Origin of the sequence: Pseudarthrobacter sp. AG30 (assembly GCF_003116525.1) — a bacterium.
Taxonomy (GTDB): domain Bacteria; phylum Actinomycetota; class Actinomycetes; order Actinomycetales; family Micrococcaceae; genus Arthrobacter.
The window spans coordinates 39,745-54,308 of sequence record NZ_QEHL01000006.1; the positions used below are offsets into that span (position 1 = coordinate 39,745).

The 14,564-nt window shown below is 66.8% G+C and carries 14 protein-coding genes; 2 read left to right on the forward strand and 12 right to left on the reverse strand.

Going from position 1 to position 14,564, the window contains the following annotated elements; translation table 11 throughout:
* Positions 1-56: 56 nt before the first annotated feature.
* From DC347_RS21630 to DC347_RS07005, 5 genes are all read right to left on the reverse strand, one after another.
* A complete protein-coding gene (locus DC347_RS21630) occupies positions 57-215 on the reverse strand; it encodes a hypothetical protein (protein WP_018763616.1) in 159 nt (52 codons plus the stop codon).
* A complete protein-coding gene (hisH, locus tag DC347_RS06990) occupies positions 216-983 on the reverse strand; it encodes an imidazole glycerol phosphate synthase subunit HisH (RefSeq protein ID WP_109044891.1) in 768 nt (255 codons plus the stop codon).
* On the reverse strand, positions 980-1,606 hold the full coding sequence (gene hisB, locus DC347_RS06995; protein ID WP_018763618.1) for an imidazoleglycerol-phosphate dehydratase HisB: 627 nt from the start codon (positions 1,604-1,606) through the stop codon (positions 980-982). Before hisB ends, hisH begins: the two co-directional genes overlap by 4 nt.
* Positions 1,607-1,667: 61 nt before the next feature.
* Positions 1,668-2,786 (reverse strand): histidinol-phosphate transaminase, encoded by a 1,119-nt coding sequence (locus DC347_RS07000; protein WP_018763619.1) that lies wholly within the window; start codon positions 2,784-2,786, stop codon positions 1,668-1,670.
* 165 nt (positions 2,787-2,951) lie between these two features.
* On the reverse strand, positions 2,952-3,368 hold the full coding sequence (locus DC347_RS07005; protein ID WP_231369931.1) for a LysM peptidoglycan-binding domain-containing protein: 417 nt from the start codon (positions 3,366-3,368) through the stop codon (positions 2,952-2,954).
* Between the two features lie 353 nt (positions 3,369-3,721).
* Between DC347_RS07005 and lexA the strand changes: the two genes are divergently transcribed.
* A complete protein-coding gene (gene lexA, locus DC347_RS07010) occupies positions 3,722-4,450 on the forward strand; it encodes a transcriptional repressor LexA (protein WP_109044892.1) in 729 nt (242 codons plus the stop codon).
* A 32-nt stretch (positions 4,451-4,482) separates the two neighbouring features.
* On the opposite strand, the gene DC347_RS07015 is transcribed toward lexA, so the two are convergent.
* Positions 4,483-6,543 (reverse strand): ATP-dependent DNA helicase, encoded by a 2,061-nt coding sequence (locus DC347_RS07015; RefSeq protein ID WP_109044893.1) that lies wholly within the window; start codon positions 6,541-6,543, stop codon positions 4,483-4,485.
* Positions 6,536-8,116, reverse strand: a complete 1,581-nt coding sequence (gene hflX / locus DC347_RS07020) for a GTPase HflX (protein ID WP_109044894.1) — start codon at positions 8,114-8,116, stop codon at positions 6,536-6,538. The genes DC347_RS07015 and hflX overlap by 8 nt, the downstream gene beginning before the upstream one ends.
* A 437-nt stretch (positions 8,117-8,553) precedes the next feature.
* Here hflX and DC347_RS07025 point away from each other — a divergent pair, with 437 nt between their 5' ends.
* Positions 8,554-9,177, forward strand: a complete 624-nt coding sequence (locus DC347_RS07025) for a class I SAM-dependent methyltransferase (protein ID WP_018763624.1) — start codon at positions 8,554-8,556, stop codon at positions 9,175-9,177.
* On the opposite strand, the gene dapF is transcribed toward DC347_RS07025, so the two are convergent.
* From dapF to recA, 5 genes are all read right to left on the reverse strand, one after another.
* On the reverse strand, positions 9,149-10,093 hold the full coding sequence (gene dapF / locus DC347_RS07030) for a diaminopimelate epimerase (RefSeq protein ID WP_026265106.1): 945 nt from the start codon (positions 10,091-10,093) through the stop codon (positions 9,149-9,151). The two genes, DC347_RS07025 and dapF, sit on opposite strands and share 29 nt — an antisense overlap.
* 44 nt (positions 10,094-10,137) lie before the next feature.
* Positions 10,138-11,034: a tRNA (adenosine(37)-N6)-dimethylallyltransferase MiaA gene (gene miaA, locus DC347_RS07035; protein WP_109044895.1), complete on the reverse strand. Its 897-nt coding sequence runs from the start codon at positions 11,032-11,034 to the stop codon at positions 10,138-10,140.
* A 3-nt stretch (positions 11,035-11,037) separates the two neighbouring features.
* The gene (miaB, locus tag DC347_RS07040; RefSeq protein WP_109044896.1) at positions 11,038-12,594 is read right to left on the reverse strand and encodes a tRNA (N6-isopentenyl adenosine(37)-C2)-methylthiotransferase MiaB; all 1,557 of its coding nucleotides are present in this window, start codon (positions 12,592-12,594) and stop codon (positions 11,038-11,040) included.
* A 3-nt stretch (positions 12,595-12,597) separates the two neighbouring features.
* The gene (locus tag DC347_RS07045; RefSeq protein WP_109044897.1) at positions 12,598-13,146 is read right to left on the reverse strand and encodes a regulatory protein RecX; all 549 of its coding nucleotides are present in this window, start codon (positions 13,144-13,146) and stop codon (positions 12,598-12,600) included.
* Between the two features lie 111 nt (positions 13,147-13,257).
* Entirely contained in the window at positions 13,258-14,313 is a 1,056-nt protein-coding gene (gene recA / locus DC347_RS07050) for a recombinase RecA (RefSeq protein WP_026265110.1), read from the reverse strand.
* Positions 14,314-14,564: the final 251 nt, after the last annotated feature.

The window sequence follows — 14,564 nt, forward strand, 5'->3', positions numbered from 1 at the left end:
CTTCGGGACAGGGGCTGGGGCGCCGACGCCGGCATGGTCGCCGGCGGCCGGCGGGGTCAGCTGGCGGGCAGCGTGAGCAAATAGGCGGCCAGCAGCGACATGGCGGCCAGGACGTAGAAGGACACCTGCGTCCAGAGCGGCTTGTGCTGCTGACGGAACGAGATGCCGCCGCCAATCAGGATGCCGGCGAGGCCCATCAGGAGTACGGACCACATCTAGGCGCCACTGCCGGCTTCGGCCGGGGAGGTGCCATGGGCGGCGTCGCCGGTGGCGGGCTTGCGGAGGCCTTCCACCCAGTTGCGCAGGAGCCGGGCGCCGGCGTCGCCGGACTTTTCGGGGTGGAACTGCGTCGCGCAGAGCGGCCCGTTCTCCACGGCGGCAATGAAGGGACCGCCGTGCTCGGACCAGGTGACCAGCGGTGGCGCCATCCGCGGCTGGATCACCTCAAAGTTCCACTCCTGCACGCCGTAGGAATGCACGAAGTAGAACCGTTCGTTTTCGACGCCGGCGAACAGCTTGGATCCCTCGGGCACCTTGACGGTGTTCCAGCCCATGTGCGGGACAACTTCGGCGCGCAATGCCTCCACCTTGCCAGGCCATTCACCGATGCCCTCGGCTTCCGTGCCATGTTCCACACCGGCCTCGAAGAGGACCTGCAAACCCACGCAGATGCCCAGCACGGGGCGTCCGCCTGCGACGCGCCTGCCGATGAGGCGGATGCCGTCCACGGCCTTGAGTTCGCGCATCACAGTCTCGAATGCGCCGACGCCGGGGACCACCAGGCCGTCGGCGTTGAGCACATCGTCCGGTTTGGCGCTGAGGATCACTTCCGCACCGGCGCGCTCCAGGGCTCGCACGGCCGAGCGGACGTTCCCGGACCCGTAGTCGAGCACCGTCACCGTCGGCTTGCCCTCGGGCGACGGGAGCTTCTGTGAGGCGGTGGGATCGATGATCGCTCCGTCCTTGAGGACCTGCCCGCTCACAGCGCACCCTTGGTGGAGGGGATGCCTTCAACCCGGGGATCGGGTTCGACGGCGGCGCGGAGCGCGCGGGCGAAGGCCTTGAACTGCGCCTCCACGATGTGGTGCGGGTCCCGGCCGGCCAGGACGTTCATGTGCAGGCAGATGCCGGCGTGCAGCGTGATGGCCTCAAAGACGTGGCGGGTCAGGGAGCCGGTGAAGTGGCCGCCTATCAAGTGGTACTCCTGGCCAGCGGGCTCGCCGCCGTGGACCAGGTAGGGACGGCCGGAGACGTCCACCACCGCGTTGGCGAGGGCTTCGTCCAGCGGCACGGTGGCCTCGCCGAACCTGCGGATCCCGGCTTTGTTTCCCAACGCGGTCCGCAGGACCTCGCCGAACGTGATGGCGACATCCTCCACGGTGTGGTGGACGTCGATGTGGGTGTCGCCGGTGGCTTTGACGGTCATGTCGATCAGCGAGTGCTTGCACAGGGCGGTCAGCATGTGGTCGTAGAACGGCACCGAGGTGTCGATGTTGGACACACCCGTTCCGTCGAGGTTGATCTCCACGAGGACGGAGGACTCGCTGGTGGCGCGCTCCATGCGGGCGGTCCGGGCCGCAGCAGTATTCGAACCGGTTGAACTCATGGTGAAGGATCCTTAGTGGGAGAAGGAGTGGTTCAGGGCGCCCAGCGCCGCTGTATCAAGTCTAGGCGGGAAGCGCGGCGTGGCCCGCAAGGATGCGCTCCAGGGACGTGAGGAAGGCCGTGGTTTCCGGCTCGGTACCGGCCGTGACCCGCAGGTGCCCGGGAATTCCCACGTCGCGGATCAGCACGCCCGCGTCCAGCAGTTCCTGCCAGACCTGGTGCGGGTTCTCCAGGCCGCCGAAGAACACGTAGTTGGAGTCGGACGCGGCAGGCTTGAGGCCCATCCTGGTCAGCTCAGCCACAATGCGGTCGCGCTGCTGCTTGATGTCCTGCACATCGGCCATGAGCGCTTCGCGGTGCTGCAGGGCTGCCAGGGCGGTTGCCTGGGTGATCGCGGACAGGTGGTACGGAAGGCGCACCAGGCGCAGGGCATCGGTGACCTCCGGGGCCGCGGCCATGTAGCCGAGGCGTGCGCCGGCGAGTGCGAAGGCCTTGCTCATGGTGCGGGAGACAATCAGCCGCTCCCTGCCGGGCAACAGGGTCAGGGCGCTGGGCGTGCCGTCGTGGGCGAATTCGTGGTACGCCTCGTCCACGATGACGATGGTCTGGCTTGGAGCACCGGCCTCGTAGACAGCCTCGACGACGTCCAGTCCCAGGCCGGTGCCGGTGGGATTGTTCGGCGAGCAGAGGAACACGATGTTCGGCTGCAGCTCCCTGACCTGCCGGGCAGCGGATTCTGCGCTGAGGTCGTAGCCCTCGGCCCGGACACCGGTGATGTATTCGGTGTCGGTGCCGCTCGCCAGCAGCGGGTACATGGAGTACGTGGGCGGGAAGCCCAGGGCGGTGCGGCCCGGGCCGCCGAACGCCTGGAGGATTTGCTGCAGGACCTCGTTGGAGCCGTTGGCGGCCCACAGGTTGGTTTCGTCGAGGCCATGGCCAAGGTATTCGGCCAGGGCCTTGCGGAGCTCGGTGAACTCCCGGTCCGGGTAGCGGTTCAGGCCGGCGGCGGCCTCCGTCACGGCGGCGCTGATGGCGGCACGCACGTCCGCCGGGACGCCATGGGTGTTCTCGTTGACGTTCAGGAGAATGGGGACGTCCAGTTGGGGCGCCCCGTAGGGAGTCAGCCCGCGAAGGTTGCTGCGGAGGGGTAGCCGGTTCAGGCGTTCTAGCTGGTCGTTCACCTGAACAGTTTAGTTGCCGTGGCAACTACCGGAAAATATGACACTTTTGGCCTGCCTCGGAAACGCCCGGACGAAGAGCTGGCGGCAGCCTCCGGGGGACGCGCACCCGCAGTCACCAGGCCGCGGCGCCAGGCTGCCGCTCCGCGGTACCCGCTCAAGAAGGGGTCAGTGGCTGGGGACGAAGAGCTGCTGCCCGGGCAGGACCGCGCCGGCGGACAGGTTGTTGAGCTGGACGATGTCGGCCACGACGTCCCGTGCATCCCGGTTCGGGGCCACGGCACCGGCGATGGACCACAGGGACTGGCCGGGCTGGACCGTGACTGTCACCGTGGGCGTCACGGCGAGGTCCGCGGCGGAATCGGAGGCCTTGGCCGGGGAGTGGAAAAGTCCCGCCAAGGAGAGCAGCAGGACCGCGAGGAGAATCAGCGGCACTCCCACCAGGACGATCCGCCCCCGCCGGGTCAACCGAAGCGGCGCCGGTGATGGCGCAGTTCCGGCACTGATCCGCCGGCTGCCGGACGAGTGGCGCTCCCCGGCCAGGAACTCTGGACGGGATATGTGGGAAAGAGTTAAAGCTGACATGAACTGAGCCCTCCTGGACCTGCCGTGCTGCCCGGGTGTCCGCCGCTGCCGTCCTGCCTGCCGTGCCGGAATACCAATCTCTTCCGGCCAGGTCTTCGAACAGGCCATGCAATGGTTAGAACACATATTCGAACTTTGCTTACTAAGTTTTAGCACCTATCAACGAACAATGTCGAGACTCGCTAGAACAAATGTTTGAAAAAGCAATGTGGCTGGCCTAGCTTGGAAACCAAGAACAACCACCACTGAAGTTGAACAGCAGGGTCTGACAATGACAGCGGTGACCCTTCACGCAACGCCGGCCTACGGCGTGGGGCGGAAGATCCGGCGGCAAGCGAAAGGCATTGGCGAACATGGCAGCAGCAGCCGCCGGGGGCAGGACGGCCCCGCAACCAAAGAGGACTCCGAAGGGGCTTACCCCGCGGCAGAAGAAGATCCTCGAGACCATCCAGCGGTCCGTCAATGACAACGGCTACCCGCCCTCAATGCGCGAGATCGGCGACACGGTGGGCCTTGCGAGCTTGTCCAGCGTGACCCATCAGCTGTCCCAGCTGGAGAAGCTTGGCTACCTCCGGCGCGACCCGAAGCGGCCGCGGGCCATGGAGGTGCTCATGCCCCTCACGCTTGACGGCGGCGGCGGGAAGCCGATTGCCGCCTCAGCGCCGCAGACACCCGGCGCCACCGTAACGGAGCTGCCTACCGCGCTGGACACCGCCATGGTTCCGCTCGTGGGCCGGATTGCCGCCGGCGGTCCCATCCTCGCCGAGCAGCTCGTTGAGGATGTCATGCCGCTCCCCCGCCAACTTGTGGGCCAGGGTGAACTGTTCATGCTCAAGGTGGCCGGGGACTCCATGGTGGACGCCGCCATCTGCGACGGAGACTGGGTCGTGGTGCGCCGCCAGGCGGACGCCGTCAACGGTGATATCGTCGCTGCCCTGCTCGATGACGAAGCAACCGTCAAGACCTTCCGCCAGCGGGACGGCCACACCTGGCTGCTCCCGCAGAACACGCAGTACGAACCCATCCTGGGCGACCACGCGACCATCATGGGCAAAGTGGTTTCGGTGCTGCGGTCCCTCTGACACCGCCTGTCACCTCCGGCCGCGGCAGGCCTCTATTCAGAGGCCTCCGCGCCGAGCCTGGTGAGTGCGGCCAGCGCCTTGCTGCGGTCCGTAGTGGACCAGAAAGGCGGCAGCGCGGCCCGCAGGAAGCCCGCATAACGTTCGGTTGCCAGCCGCGAATCCAGCACCGCCACCACTCCTTTGTCGCCGGTTGACCGGATCAGCCGCCCGGCGCCCTGCGCCAGCCGGATGGCCGCGTGGGTAGCCGACACCGACATGAAACCGTTGCCACCGGCCTGGGCCACGGCCCGCGACCGAGCTGTCATGAGGGGATCGTCCGGCCTGGGGAAGGGAATCCGGTCGATCACCACGAGCCGGCACGACCCGCCCGGAACGTCCACCCCCTGCCACAGGGACATAGTCCCGAAGAGGCAGGTATCCGGTTCGTCCGCGAACTGCTTGACCAGGGCGGTCATGGTTGACTCGCCCTGGCAGAGCACGGTCATATCGAGCTTGGGCCGCAGGGCATCGGCGGCCTCCTCCGCAGCCCGACGCGAGGAAAAGAGGCAAAGAGCCCCGCCACCGGATGCTTTGATGAGCGCCTCGAGCTCCTCCAGGGCTTCCGGCGAAACACCCCGGCCCGGTTTGGGCAGGTGTCCCGCCACGTAGAGGATGCCCTGTTTGGGGTAGTCGAAGGGTGAGCCGACATCCACCCCCGTCCAGCTGGGAGCTCCGTCGCCTATCAGTCCCAGCCCGCCCGCTGCCGGTTCGAACGCGGACCCGATGGCCAGGGTGGCAGAGGTCAGCACAACAGTGTGGCCGGCGAAGAGTCCTTCCCTCAGCCGCCCGGCAACGGACAGCGGCGCGATGTTGACCAGCACCGGCGCATTCTCGTCAGGCTGGGAGTAGCCCTGGCCGGGGTCGAAGGTGCTCGCGCGCGAGAACCAGACCACTTCGCGGTTCTCCCGGGCAGCCAGCAGCCGTTCGCATAATTCAAGGATCAGCATGAGGCGGGACCGGGCGAGCTGCCGCCCGCCGTCGGCCGTGGTGTTGCTGTCCCCCTTGGAATCGGACAGCGCCGCGCGGCAGGCCTCACGCAGCTGGTCCACGCAGTCCAGCTGTTCGTCGTTCAGGCCGTTGGGCAGCAGGCCGTTCGGGGCCCCGGCGAGGGCCAGCTCAAGGTTGGCGGCCGCAGCGTTCAGGGCGTCAACGGTGATGGCCGTGTGTTTGCGGGCACCTGATGCGGCGGCGTGCACCATGGCGACGGACAACTGCCCGGAGACGGCCCCGGTGACGCGGTCCTGCAGTTCATGCGCCTCGTCCACTACCACGACGTCATATTCGGGCAGCACGGCGAGCCCCTCGAAGGCGCTGACGGCGAGCATGGCGTGGTTGGTCACCACGACGTCTGCCTCGGCCGCGTCCTGCCGCGCCAGTTCACTGAAGCACTCAGCGGCCATGGGACATTTTTGCGCCCCCAGGCATTCCATGGAGGTCACGGACACCTGCCGCCATGCACGGTCGGTCACGCCGGGAAGAAGCTCGTCACGGTCGCCGGTGGCGGTCTTCTCGGCCCACTCCCGCAGCCGCACCACTTCCTTGCCCAGCTGGGAGGCGGGACCGCCCACAGAGGCGGCGAAGTGCGGCACGCTGGTGTCCTCGCCGAGGGAGAACAGCTGGCCCTCCGAAGGCTCTTCGGAAGGGAACCCGCCCTCCACCTTGTGGCGGCAGAGGTAGTTGGACCGCCCCTTGACCAGGGCCACTTTGACGGGCCGATCCAGGGCCGGGGTGATGTTCTTCAGGAGCCGGGGCAGGTCCCTGCCCACGATCTGGGTTTGCAGGGCCAGCGTGGCCGTGGACACCAGGGCGGGCTTATTGCTTTCCAACGCGTGGGCAATGAGCGGTACCAGGTAGGCCAGGGACTTGCCGGTCCCGGTGCCGGCCTGGACCAGGAGATGGTTGCCCGAACTGATGGCCCGGGCCACCTGGCGGGCCATTTCGTGTTGTCCGGTGCGGCTTTGTCCGCCCATGCCGGCGACGGCGCGGTCGAGCAGTTCAAGGACGAACTGCTCGCCGGCCGCCTGCGCAGCTTCCCCGGCCGCGAGGTCAGTCATTGAGGGCGAATGGTTCCAGCTCGGATGCCAGGCCCTCGCGGACCATCACCACGGCCCTGGTACCTTCCTCAACGTGGTCGAGGTGGATGATTTCGGCGTCGGATTCGTGCAGCTTGCTGAGCAGGTCGCCCCGGTCGTACGGAATGAGCAGTTCAAGCTTCACGCTGGGCCTCGGGATGGCGTCGCTGATGGCCTTCAGCAGCTCGGCAATACCCTCACCCGTCCGGGCCGAGACCACCACATGGCGTGGTTCGCGCTGCTTCAGCCGCTCGATCACGAAGGGATCGGCGGCATCGGCCTTGTTCAGCACGATGATCTCAGGCACCTTGCGGGCGTCAACTTCGCTGAAGACCTTCCGGACCGCGGCGATCTGGCCCTCGGGATCGGGGTGCGAGGCGTCCACCACGTGCAGGATCAGGTCCGAATCGGCCACCTCTTCGAGGGTGGAGCGGAAGGCCTCCACCAGCTGGGTGGGCAGCGAGCGGACGAAGCCCACGGTGTCGGCCAGGGTGTAACCCAGGCCGTCAGCGGTTTCGGCCTTGCGGACGGTGGGATCCAGGGTGGCGAACAAGGCGTTCTCCACCAGGACGCCGGCGTCGGTGAGCCTGTTGAGCAGGGAGGATTTCCCCGCGTTGGTGTACCCGGCAATGGCCACCGACGGTACCTCGTTACGACGGCGGTTGGCCCGCTTGGTTTCCCGCGCCGGCTTCATCGCGGCGATCTCGCGCCGAAGCTTGGCCATGCGCGTACGGATCCGGCGCCGGTCCAGTTCGATCTTGGTTTCACCGGGGCCGCGCGAGCCCATGCCGGCGGCGGCGCCACCCACTTGGCCGCCTGCCTGGCGGGACATCGATTCGCCCCAGCCGCGGAGTCGGGGAAGCAGGTATTCCAGCTGTGCCAGCTCCACTTGGGCCTTGCCCTCGCGGCTCTTGGCGTGCTGGGCGAAGATGTCCAGGATCAGGGCCGTACGGTCGATCACCTTGACCTTGACGATGTCTTCGAGGCCACGACGCTGCGAGGGTGCGAGCTCGGCGTCCACCACCACGGTGTCCGCACCGGTGGACATGACGATGTCCTTCAGTTCGAGCGCCTTGCCCGAGCCCAGGAACGTTCCGGGATCCGGCTTGGCCCTCCGCTGTACCAGCCCGTCGAGGACCTCGGAGCCGGCCGTCTCGGCGAGGGCGGCAAGCTCGCGCAGCGAATTTTCGGCGTCGGCCAGTGTTCCGTCGGACCAGAGCCCTGCCAGGACCACGCGTTCCAGGCGGAGCTGGCGGTATTCGACCTCGGTGACGTCTTCGAGTTCGGTGGACAACCCTGCCCTGCGGCGCAGGGCCCTGCGTTCCTCGAGGTCCTGCTGGTCGCCGTCGTACGTTGAATGTTCTTCGTCGAGGCGGGATATGGCCTGGGCCTTGCCGAGCACAGCTTTTCCGGTGCCGCTGCCGTCGCCGCTGGGCGTGCTGACTTTCCGGGCCGGTACGTCCTTGGCGAGGATCCGGTCGATGACAGCCTGGATTTCCTCGGGACTCATGTCCTGGGCGGCTGGATCGGACCCGGTGTTTGGCTGGCTGGTCATGGTCTCCTTTGAAGATTCGGCATTTCCAGAATAGTGCCGATTAGTTGGAAGGTGGGAAGAATTCGCGCTGGGCTGACGGCCTGCGGTCATGCAGTCCTCCTGATGGTGGGGCCGCCGGCGGCGGTGCCGGGGCCGGGATGCCGCGTTGCAGGGGCGGCTGGGCGGGCGAGGCCGGAGAATTGCAGGAAGCGCAGCAGAAGGCTGACGTTCGAGTACTGTCCGGCGGCCGGGCCTGGACGGAATGGTCCGGTCCGGTGCACAAGCGGAAGGCATGGGAACCTGCGTCGCTGTGGGACGGGCTGCCTCTGCTGGGCAGCGGCAGGAACGGGCGGGGCCCGTACCGGCTACTCGAAGATCAAGAACATGCGCATTAGCCTAACAGAGGGGCGCAGGCACAGTTTCCCATTACGCTGCAGGGGGAACTACTCTGGCCAGTTATGGAGTCCGCTCACTATTTCAGCACGTCCCCCGCCGGGCCCTTTACCCGCAAGCCCCTCACCGTGGAACTGGCCGGCGGAACGCGCAGGCTCCAGACCTCCTCGGGCATTTTCAGCCCGGACGGCATCGACAAGGGCACTGCAGTACTTCTGGCGGAGGTCCCTGCGCCGAACCCCCACGGCAACCTGTTGGACATTGGTTGCGGCTGGGGGCCGGTGGCCCTCACCATGGCTCTGCTGGCGCCCCAGTCAAGGGTCTACGCGGTGGACGTCAACGAACGGTGCATCACCCTGACCAACGAGAATGCCGAGGCGCTGGGCCTGTCCAATGTCGTTGCCAGCACGCCTGAGGCCGTAGACCCCGAAGTGCGTTTCGACACCATTTGGTCTAATCCGCCCATCAGGATCGGCAAGGAAGAACTGCATGCCCTGCTGAAGCTGTGGCTCCCCCGCCTGGCTGAGGGCGGGACGGCGTGGCTGGTGGTCCAGAAGAACCTGGGCTCGGACTCGCTGCAGCGCTGGCTGGCCGCCGAACTGGACAGCTCCTTCACCGTGACGCGCGAATCGACCGCCAAGTCCTTCCGGATCCTGAAGGTCAGGAAAGCGTCCCGCTCGCCACAATGACCGCCGGACCGCTGAGCTCAACATGCTCGTGGCCGCCGGGTCCGGCGAAGAACTTGACGCCAACGACCCCTCCGGGAACATGGACGCGCCAGACGTCGGGAGCCTCGGCACCTGCCCAGTGCCGGATGGCGACGGCGGCCGCGCAGGCGCCCGTGCCGCAGGATTGCGTCTCCCCCACACCGCGCTCATGCACGCGCATGGTCACCGATCCGACGCCGTCGTGCACAAGGGGCTCAGCCGGAACGACGAACTCCACGTTGGTTCCGTTTGCCGGGACGGGATCGACTTTCGGCGCGGTGAAAAGCCGGGTGCCGGCCAGCTCGGACAGCTCGGCGAGGGCCACCACGGTGTGCGGGTTGCCCATGCTCACGGACAAGGCCGGCCGGGGAACCTCCAGCCCGTCGGCAGCGACGAGGGAATCCATGGCCTTGGCACTGGCTTCGCCGGGAAAGATGAACTCCCAGGGGCCCATGTCCACCGCGTAGTCGTTCCCGGTACGGACCACGGTCTTTACCCCGCCGCGCGTCCCGATGGCTAGTGAACCGCCGTCGGGCAGGTCGATCAGCCCCTCGGTTCGCAGGAAGTGGACGAACACCCGGACCCCGTTTCCGCACATTTCGGACAGCGAACCGTCCGCGTTCCGGTAATCCATGAACCATTCCGCGCCGGGGGTGTCCAGCAGCAGTTCCCTGCCCTCCGTCAGGAAGCGGGAGGGCACGGCCCTGATCAGCCCGTCGGCGCCGATTCCCTGGTGCCGGTCGCACAGGGCCGCTGCCTGGTGCGCATCGAAGCTGCGGGTGCCCTCAGGATCGGCCACCAGGACGAAGTCGTTGCCCGTGCCGTGCCCCTTGGAAAAGCGGAGGCCGCCCATGGCACGAAGGGCGGATCCGGACGTTTCGACGGGGGTAGCATTCATGGTCCCAAGCGTAGCGGCGGATGCCGCTGCCGCTGAAACCGCGGCTACCTGCAGAGCAGTGCAGCCTTGCCGGCAAGTTCCGGATCCTGCCAGTCCAGCCACGTGATGCGGGGGTCGGCGCGGAACCATGTGAGCTGGCGGCGGGCAAATTGGCGGGTGGCCGCAATGGTTTCCTCCGCAGCGTCCGCCACGGTTGAGGCGCCGTCGAGGACCCGCAGGAACTGTGAATAGCCGAGGGCCCGGGAGGCTGTCTTCCCGGTCCGCAGGCCTTGGGCGTCAAGCGTCCCCACTTCTGCCAGCAGCCCGGCGTCCACCATCCGGTGGACCCTGGCTGCCAGGCGCTCCCGCAGGACATCACGGTCCGCGGCCAGGCCCACCTGGACAGCCGGCTGGTGGTACTCCCGGCGGGGCATGAAGGAGCTGAAGGGCCGTCCGGTGAGTTCGTGGACTTCCAGGGCGCGGATGATCCGCCGGGCATCAGAGAGCCGCTCGGCCGATACGGGATCCACGGCGCGGAGCCTTGCCAGGAGTTCTGCCGTCCCGCGTTCCGCGTATTCGGCCTCAAGCCGCGCGCGCAATGAGGCGTCCGTACCGGGGAACTCCAGTACGTCCAGGGCGGCCCGTACGTAGAGCCCCGAGCCGCCGGCGAGGATGGCCCTCTTGCCGCGGGCATGGACAGCCGCTATCACGTTGCGGGCCTGCTCCTGGAACGTGGAGACGCTCGCTTCCTGCGTGACGTCCATGATGTCCAGGAGGTGGTGCGGCACGCCCTTGCGCTCGGCCACGGAGATCTTCGCGGTGCCGATGTCCATTCCCCGGTAGAACTGCATGGCGTCGGCGTTGATGACCTCGCCGTCGAGTTCCAGGGCAAGGTTGACGGCAAGATCCGATTTGCCGGAGCCAGTGGGACCGACGACGGCGATGACGGGCGGGGCGGCCACCGGTCAGCGGGTGCGCAGCGGCAGCGAAGGCATGCCCAGCGAGACACCCTTTTGTCCAGCCCCGCTCCCTGGCACCGGCGCGCCGCAGGAATCGGCCTGCGACCGGTCCCAGGCGTCCCCGGCGCGCGACCTGCGCAGGCGGTAGTCCTCGGGCGTGGGGTCGGCCACCAGGTGGAAGGCAGCGGCTTCGGTGATGGTGACTGTTACGAGGTCGCCCGGCCTCGGGGCCGGCGCGCCTTCAGGAACCGAGAAATGTACCAGCCTCTGGTCCCTGGACCGGCCGGAGAGCCGGTGCGTCTCCTCGGACTTGCGCCCCGACTGGGCGGTGACCATGACCTCCAGCCGCCGGCCGAGCTGCTTCCGGTTCTCCTCCGCGGCGATCCTGTCCTGCAGTGCGGTGAGCCGTTCGAACCTTTCCTGGACCACGGCCTTGGGCAGTTGGTCCGGCAGGTCGGCGGCAGGGGTCCCCGGCCGCTTGGAGTACTGGAAGGTGAAGGCGGTGGCAAAGCGCGACTTCTCGACGACGTCGAGCGTGGCCTGGAAGTCCTCTTCCGTCTCGCCGGGGAAGCCGACGATGATGTCGGTGGAGATGGCGGCGTCCGGGATCCTGTCCCGGACCTTGTCCAGGATGCCGAGGAACTTGGTGGACCGGTAGGACCGCTTCATGGCCTTCAGGATGCTGTCCGAGCCGGACTGCAGCGGCATGTGCAGCTGGGGCATGACATTGGGTGTTTCCGCCATGGCCTCAATGACGTCGTCGGTAAACGCCGCCGGGTGCGGGCTGGTGAAACGGACCCGTTCCAGCCCGTCGATTTCGCCGCAGGCACGGAGGAGCTTGGAGAAGGCCTGGCGGTCGCCGAACTCCACTCCGTAGGAGTTGACGTTCTGGCCAAGCAGCGTGACTTCGATGGCGCCGTCGTCCACCAGGGCCTGGATTTCGGCGAGGATCTCACCCGGGCGGCGGTCCTTTTCCTTACCCCGGAGGGCCGGCACGATGCAGAACGTGCAGGTGTTGTTGCAGCCAACGGAGATGGACACCCAGCCGGAGTACACGGAGTCGCGCTTGGTGGGCAGCGTGGACGGGAACACGTCCAAGGACTCCAGGATTTCCAGCTGTGCTTCGTCGTTGTGCCGGGCCCGGTCGAGCAGGGCCGGGAGCGCACCAACATTGTGGGTGCCGAAAACGGCGTCAACCCAGGGCGCCTTCTTGAGGATGGTTTCCCGGTCCTTCTGGGCCAGGCATCCGCCCACCGCGATCTGCATCCCGGGGTTCGCCGCCTTAACGGGCGCCAGGATCCCGAGGTTTCCGTAGAGCTTGTTGTCAGCGTTTTCGCGCACCGCACAGGTGTTGAACACCACGACGTCGGCTTGCTCGCCTTCCGCGGGAACGTACCCGGCGTCTTCAAGGAGTCCCGCCATCCGCTCCGAGTCGTGGACGTTCATCTGGCACCCGAACGTCCGCACCTGGTAGGTACGCGGCCGGGCTCCGGGCTGCGGACCCGTCCCGGGTTCAACGGAAGGGGTGGTGCCGGAATGGGGGGAAGGAATGGTCAAACTCACCCGTTAAGGGTACCGGCTTTGGAACGGGTCACCGTCGGGATCCTGGACTGAACCGAGTACCTCATTGACGATCCTGAACGCCTGCCCGGGTTGGTAGCCCTTTCGCGCCAGCATGGACGCCAGACGGCGCACTGCTTTATCCCGTTCGGCCGGGTCCGACAGGTTTGTTCCGGGCCGCAGCTTGCGCTCAACCAGGGTCCTGGCGGCAGTTTCCTCGTCGGCGTCCGTCACTTGTTCCAGGGCCGCGGCGGCGGTTTCGGGGTCGATGCCCTTCTCCGACAGCTCGCGCCGGAGGGCTCCCCTGGCGAGCTTGCGGGACTGGGATCGGCTCCTGACCCACATGTCAGCAAATTCGGCGTCATCGATCAGGCGGACTTCCTGGAATTTGTCCAGGACTTCCTCTGCAACGCGTTCCGGAATGTTCCGTTCGGCCAGTTTCCGGGCAAGCTGCAGCCTGCTCTTCGGCGAGGCCGTCAGTTGCCGGTACACGATGGCCTTGGCCACCCCGGCAGGATCCGGTTCGGCGTCCTCTGCCAGGGGATCTTCGGGCACAGCAGACCGCTCCGTTGCCCCACGGGCGGGGTTGGCGGAGCGGCGCCGCCGGGAACCGGATTTGGGTGACCTGGCGTCGGGAGGATGCGCCTCGGGAGACCATGTCAAGGGCTAGAACCCGTCGACGGCTTTCAGCTTGGGCGTGTCCTTGGACTCGTCCTCCGCCGGCTTCACGCCCACACCGAGTTTCTCCTTGATGAGGCGCTCCAGTTCGGCGGCAAGCTCGGGGTTGTCGCGGAGGAACCGGCGCGAGTTCTCCATGCCCTGGCCCAACTGGTCGCCATCGTACGTGAACCAGGAGCCGGACTTCTTGATGATGCCGTGCTCGACGCCCATGTCGATAATGCCGCCTTCGCGGGAGATGCCCTGGCCGTAGATGATGTCGAACTCGGCCACCTTGAAGGGCGGGGCCATCTTGTTCTTTACGATCTTGGCCTTGGTCCGGTTGCCGACCGAATCAGCGCCTTCCTTCAGGGTCTGGATGCGCCGGACGTCGATGCGGACCGACGCGTAGAACTTCAGCGCCTTGCCACCGGTGGTGGTTTCGGGGGAACCGAAGAACACGCCGATCTTTTCGCGGAGCTGGTTGATGAAGATGGCGGTGGTCTTGGTCTGGCTCAAGCGGCCGGTAATTTTACGCAGTGCCTGGCTCATGAGCCGTGCCTGGAGGCCAACGTGGCTGTCGCCCATGTCGCCTTCGATTTCAGCACGCGGAACCAGGGCGGCGACGGAGTCGATGACGACGATGTCCAGGGAGCCGGAGCCCACCAGCATGTCCATGATTTCCAAGGCCTGTTCACCGGTGTCCGGCTGCGAGACCAGCAAGGCGTCGGTATCCACGCCGAGCTTCGCGGCATAGTCCGGGTCCAGGGCGTGCTCGGCGTCGATGAAGGCAGCGATGCCGCCCAGCCGCTGGGCGTTGGCAACGGCGTGCAGTGCCACGGTGGTCTTACCTGACGATTCCGGCCCATAGATCTCCACCACACGGCCACGGGGCAGCCCGCCAATGCCCAGGGCGACGTCCAGGGCAATGGACCCGGTAGGGATGACTTCGATGGGGGCACGGACTTCGTCGCCCAGGCGCATCACCGATCCCTTGCCGAACTGCTTGTCAATCTGGGCAAGTGCTGCTTCCAGCGCTTTTGCACGATCCGGGGCTGCCGCCATGGTTGACACCTCTAATGCTTTCTCGATGGTGGCCTGTGCGGCCGTCTTGTTGGTCATCTCTGACGCTAAGGGGACCCACTGACATTCCGGCCTCAGGGCATCGGCTATGTGGATAAACCCAATACAAAAAGCATAGCGTTATCCGAACAGGTATTCGAAGAGGATGGCCGCGCGGCGTGTCCGGCAAGGGTTCCCGGACCGGTCGGCAGGAGGGCCCGGCCGGCCGGCGGATGGAGGGTGCCCCGCGGGAA

Excerpts from the sequence above, each read along its gene's own strand:
- DC347_RS21630 (WP_018763616.1), bottom strand. The coding sequence starts at position 215 with ATGTGGTCCGTACTCCTGATGGGCCTCGCCGGCATCCTGATTGGCGGC.
- hisB (WP_018763618.1), bottom strand. The coding sequence starts at position 1,606 with ATGAGTTCAACCGGTTCGAATACTGCTGCGGCCCGGACCGCCCGCATG.
- DC347_RS07005 (WP_231369931.1), bottom strand. The coding sequence starts at position 3,368 with ATGTCAGCTTTAACTCTTTCCCACATATCCCGTCCAGAGTTCCTGGCC.
- lexA (WP_109044892.1), top strand. The coding sequence starts at position 3,722 with ATGGCAGCAGCAGCCGCCGGGGGCAGGACGGCCCCGCAACCAAAGAGG.
- DC347_RS07015 (WP_109044893.1), bottom strand. The coding sequence starts at position 6,543 with ATGACTGACCTCGCGGCCGGGGAAGCTGCGCAGGCGGCCGGCGAGCAG.
- hflX (WP_109044894.1), bottom strand. The coding sequence starts at position 8,116 with ATGACCAGCCAGCCAAACACCGGGTCCGATCCAGCCGCCCAGGACATG.
- DC347_RS07025 (WP_018763624.1), top strand. The coding sequence starts at position 8,554 with ATGGAGTCCGCTCACTATTTCAGCACGTCCCCCGCCGGGCCCTTTACC.
- dapF (WP_026265106.1), bottom strand. The coding sequence starts at position 10,093 with ATGAATGCTACCCCCGTCGAAACGTCCGGATCCGCCCTTCGTGCCATG.
- recA (WP_026265110.1), bottom strand. The coding sequence starts at position 14,313 with ATGGCGGCAGCCCCGGATCGTGCAAAAGCGCTGGAAGCAGCACTTGCC.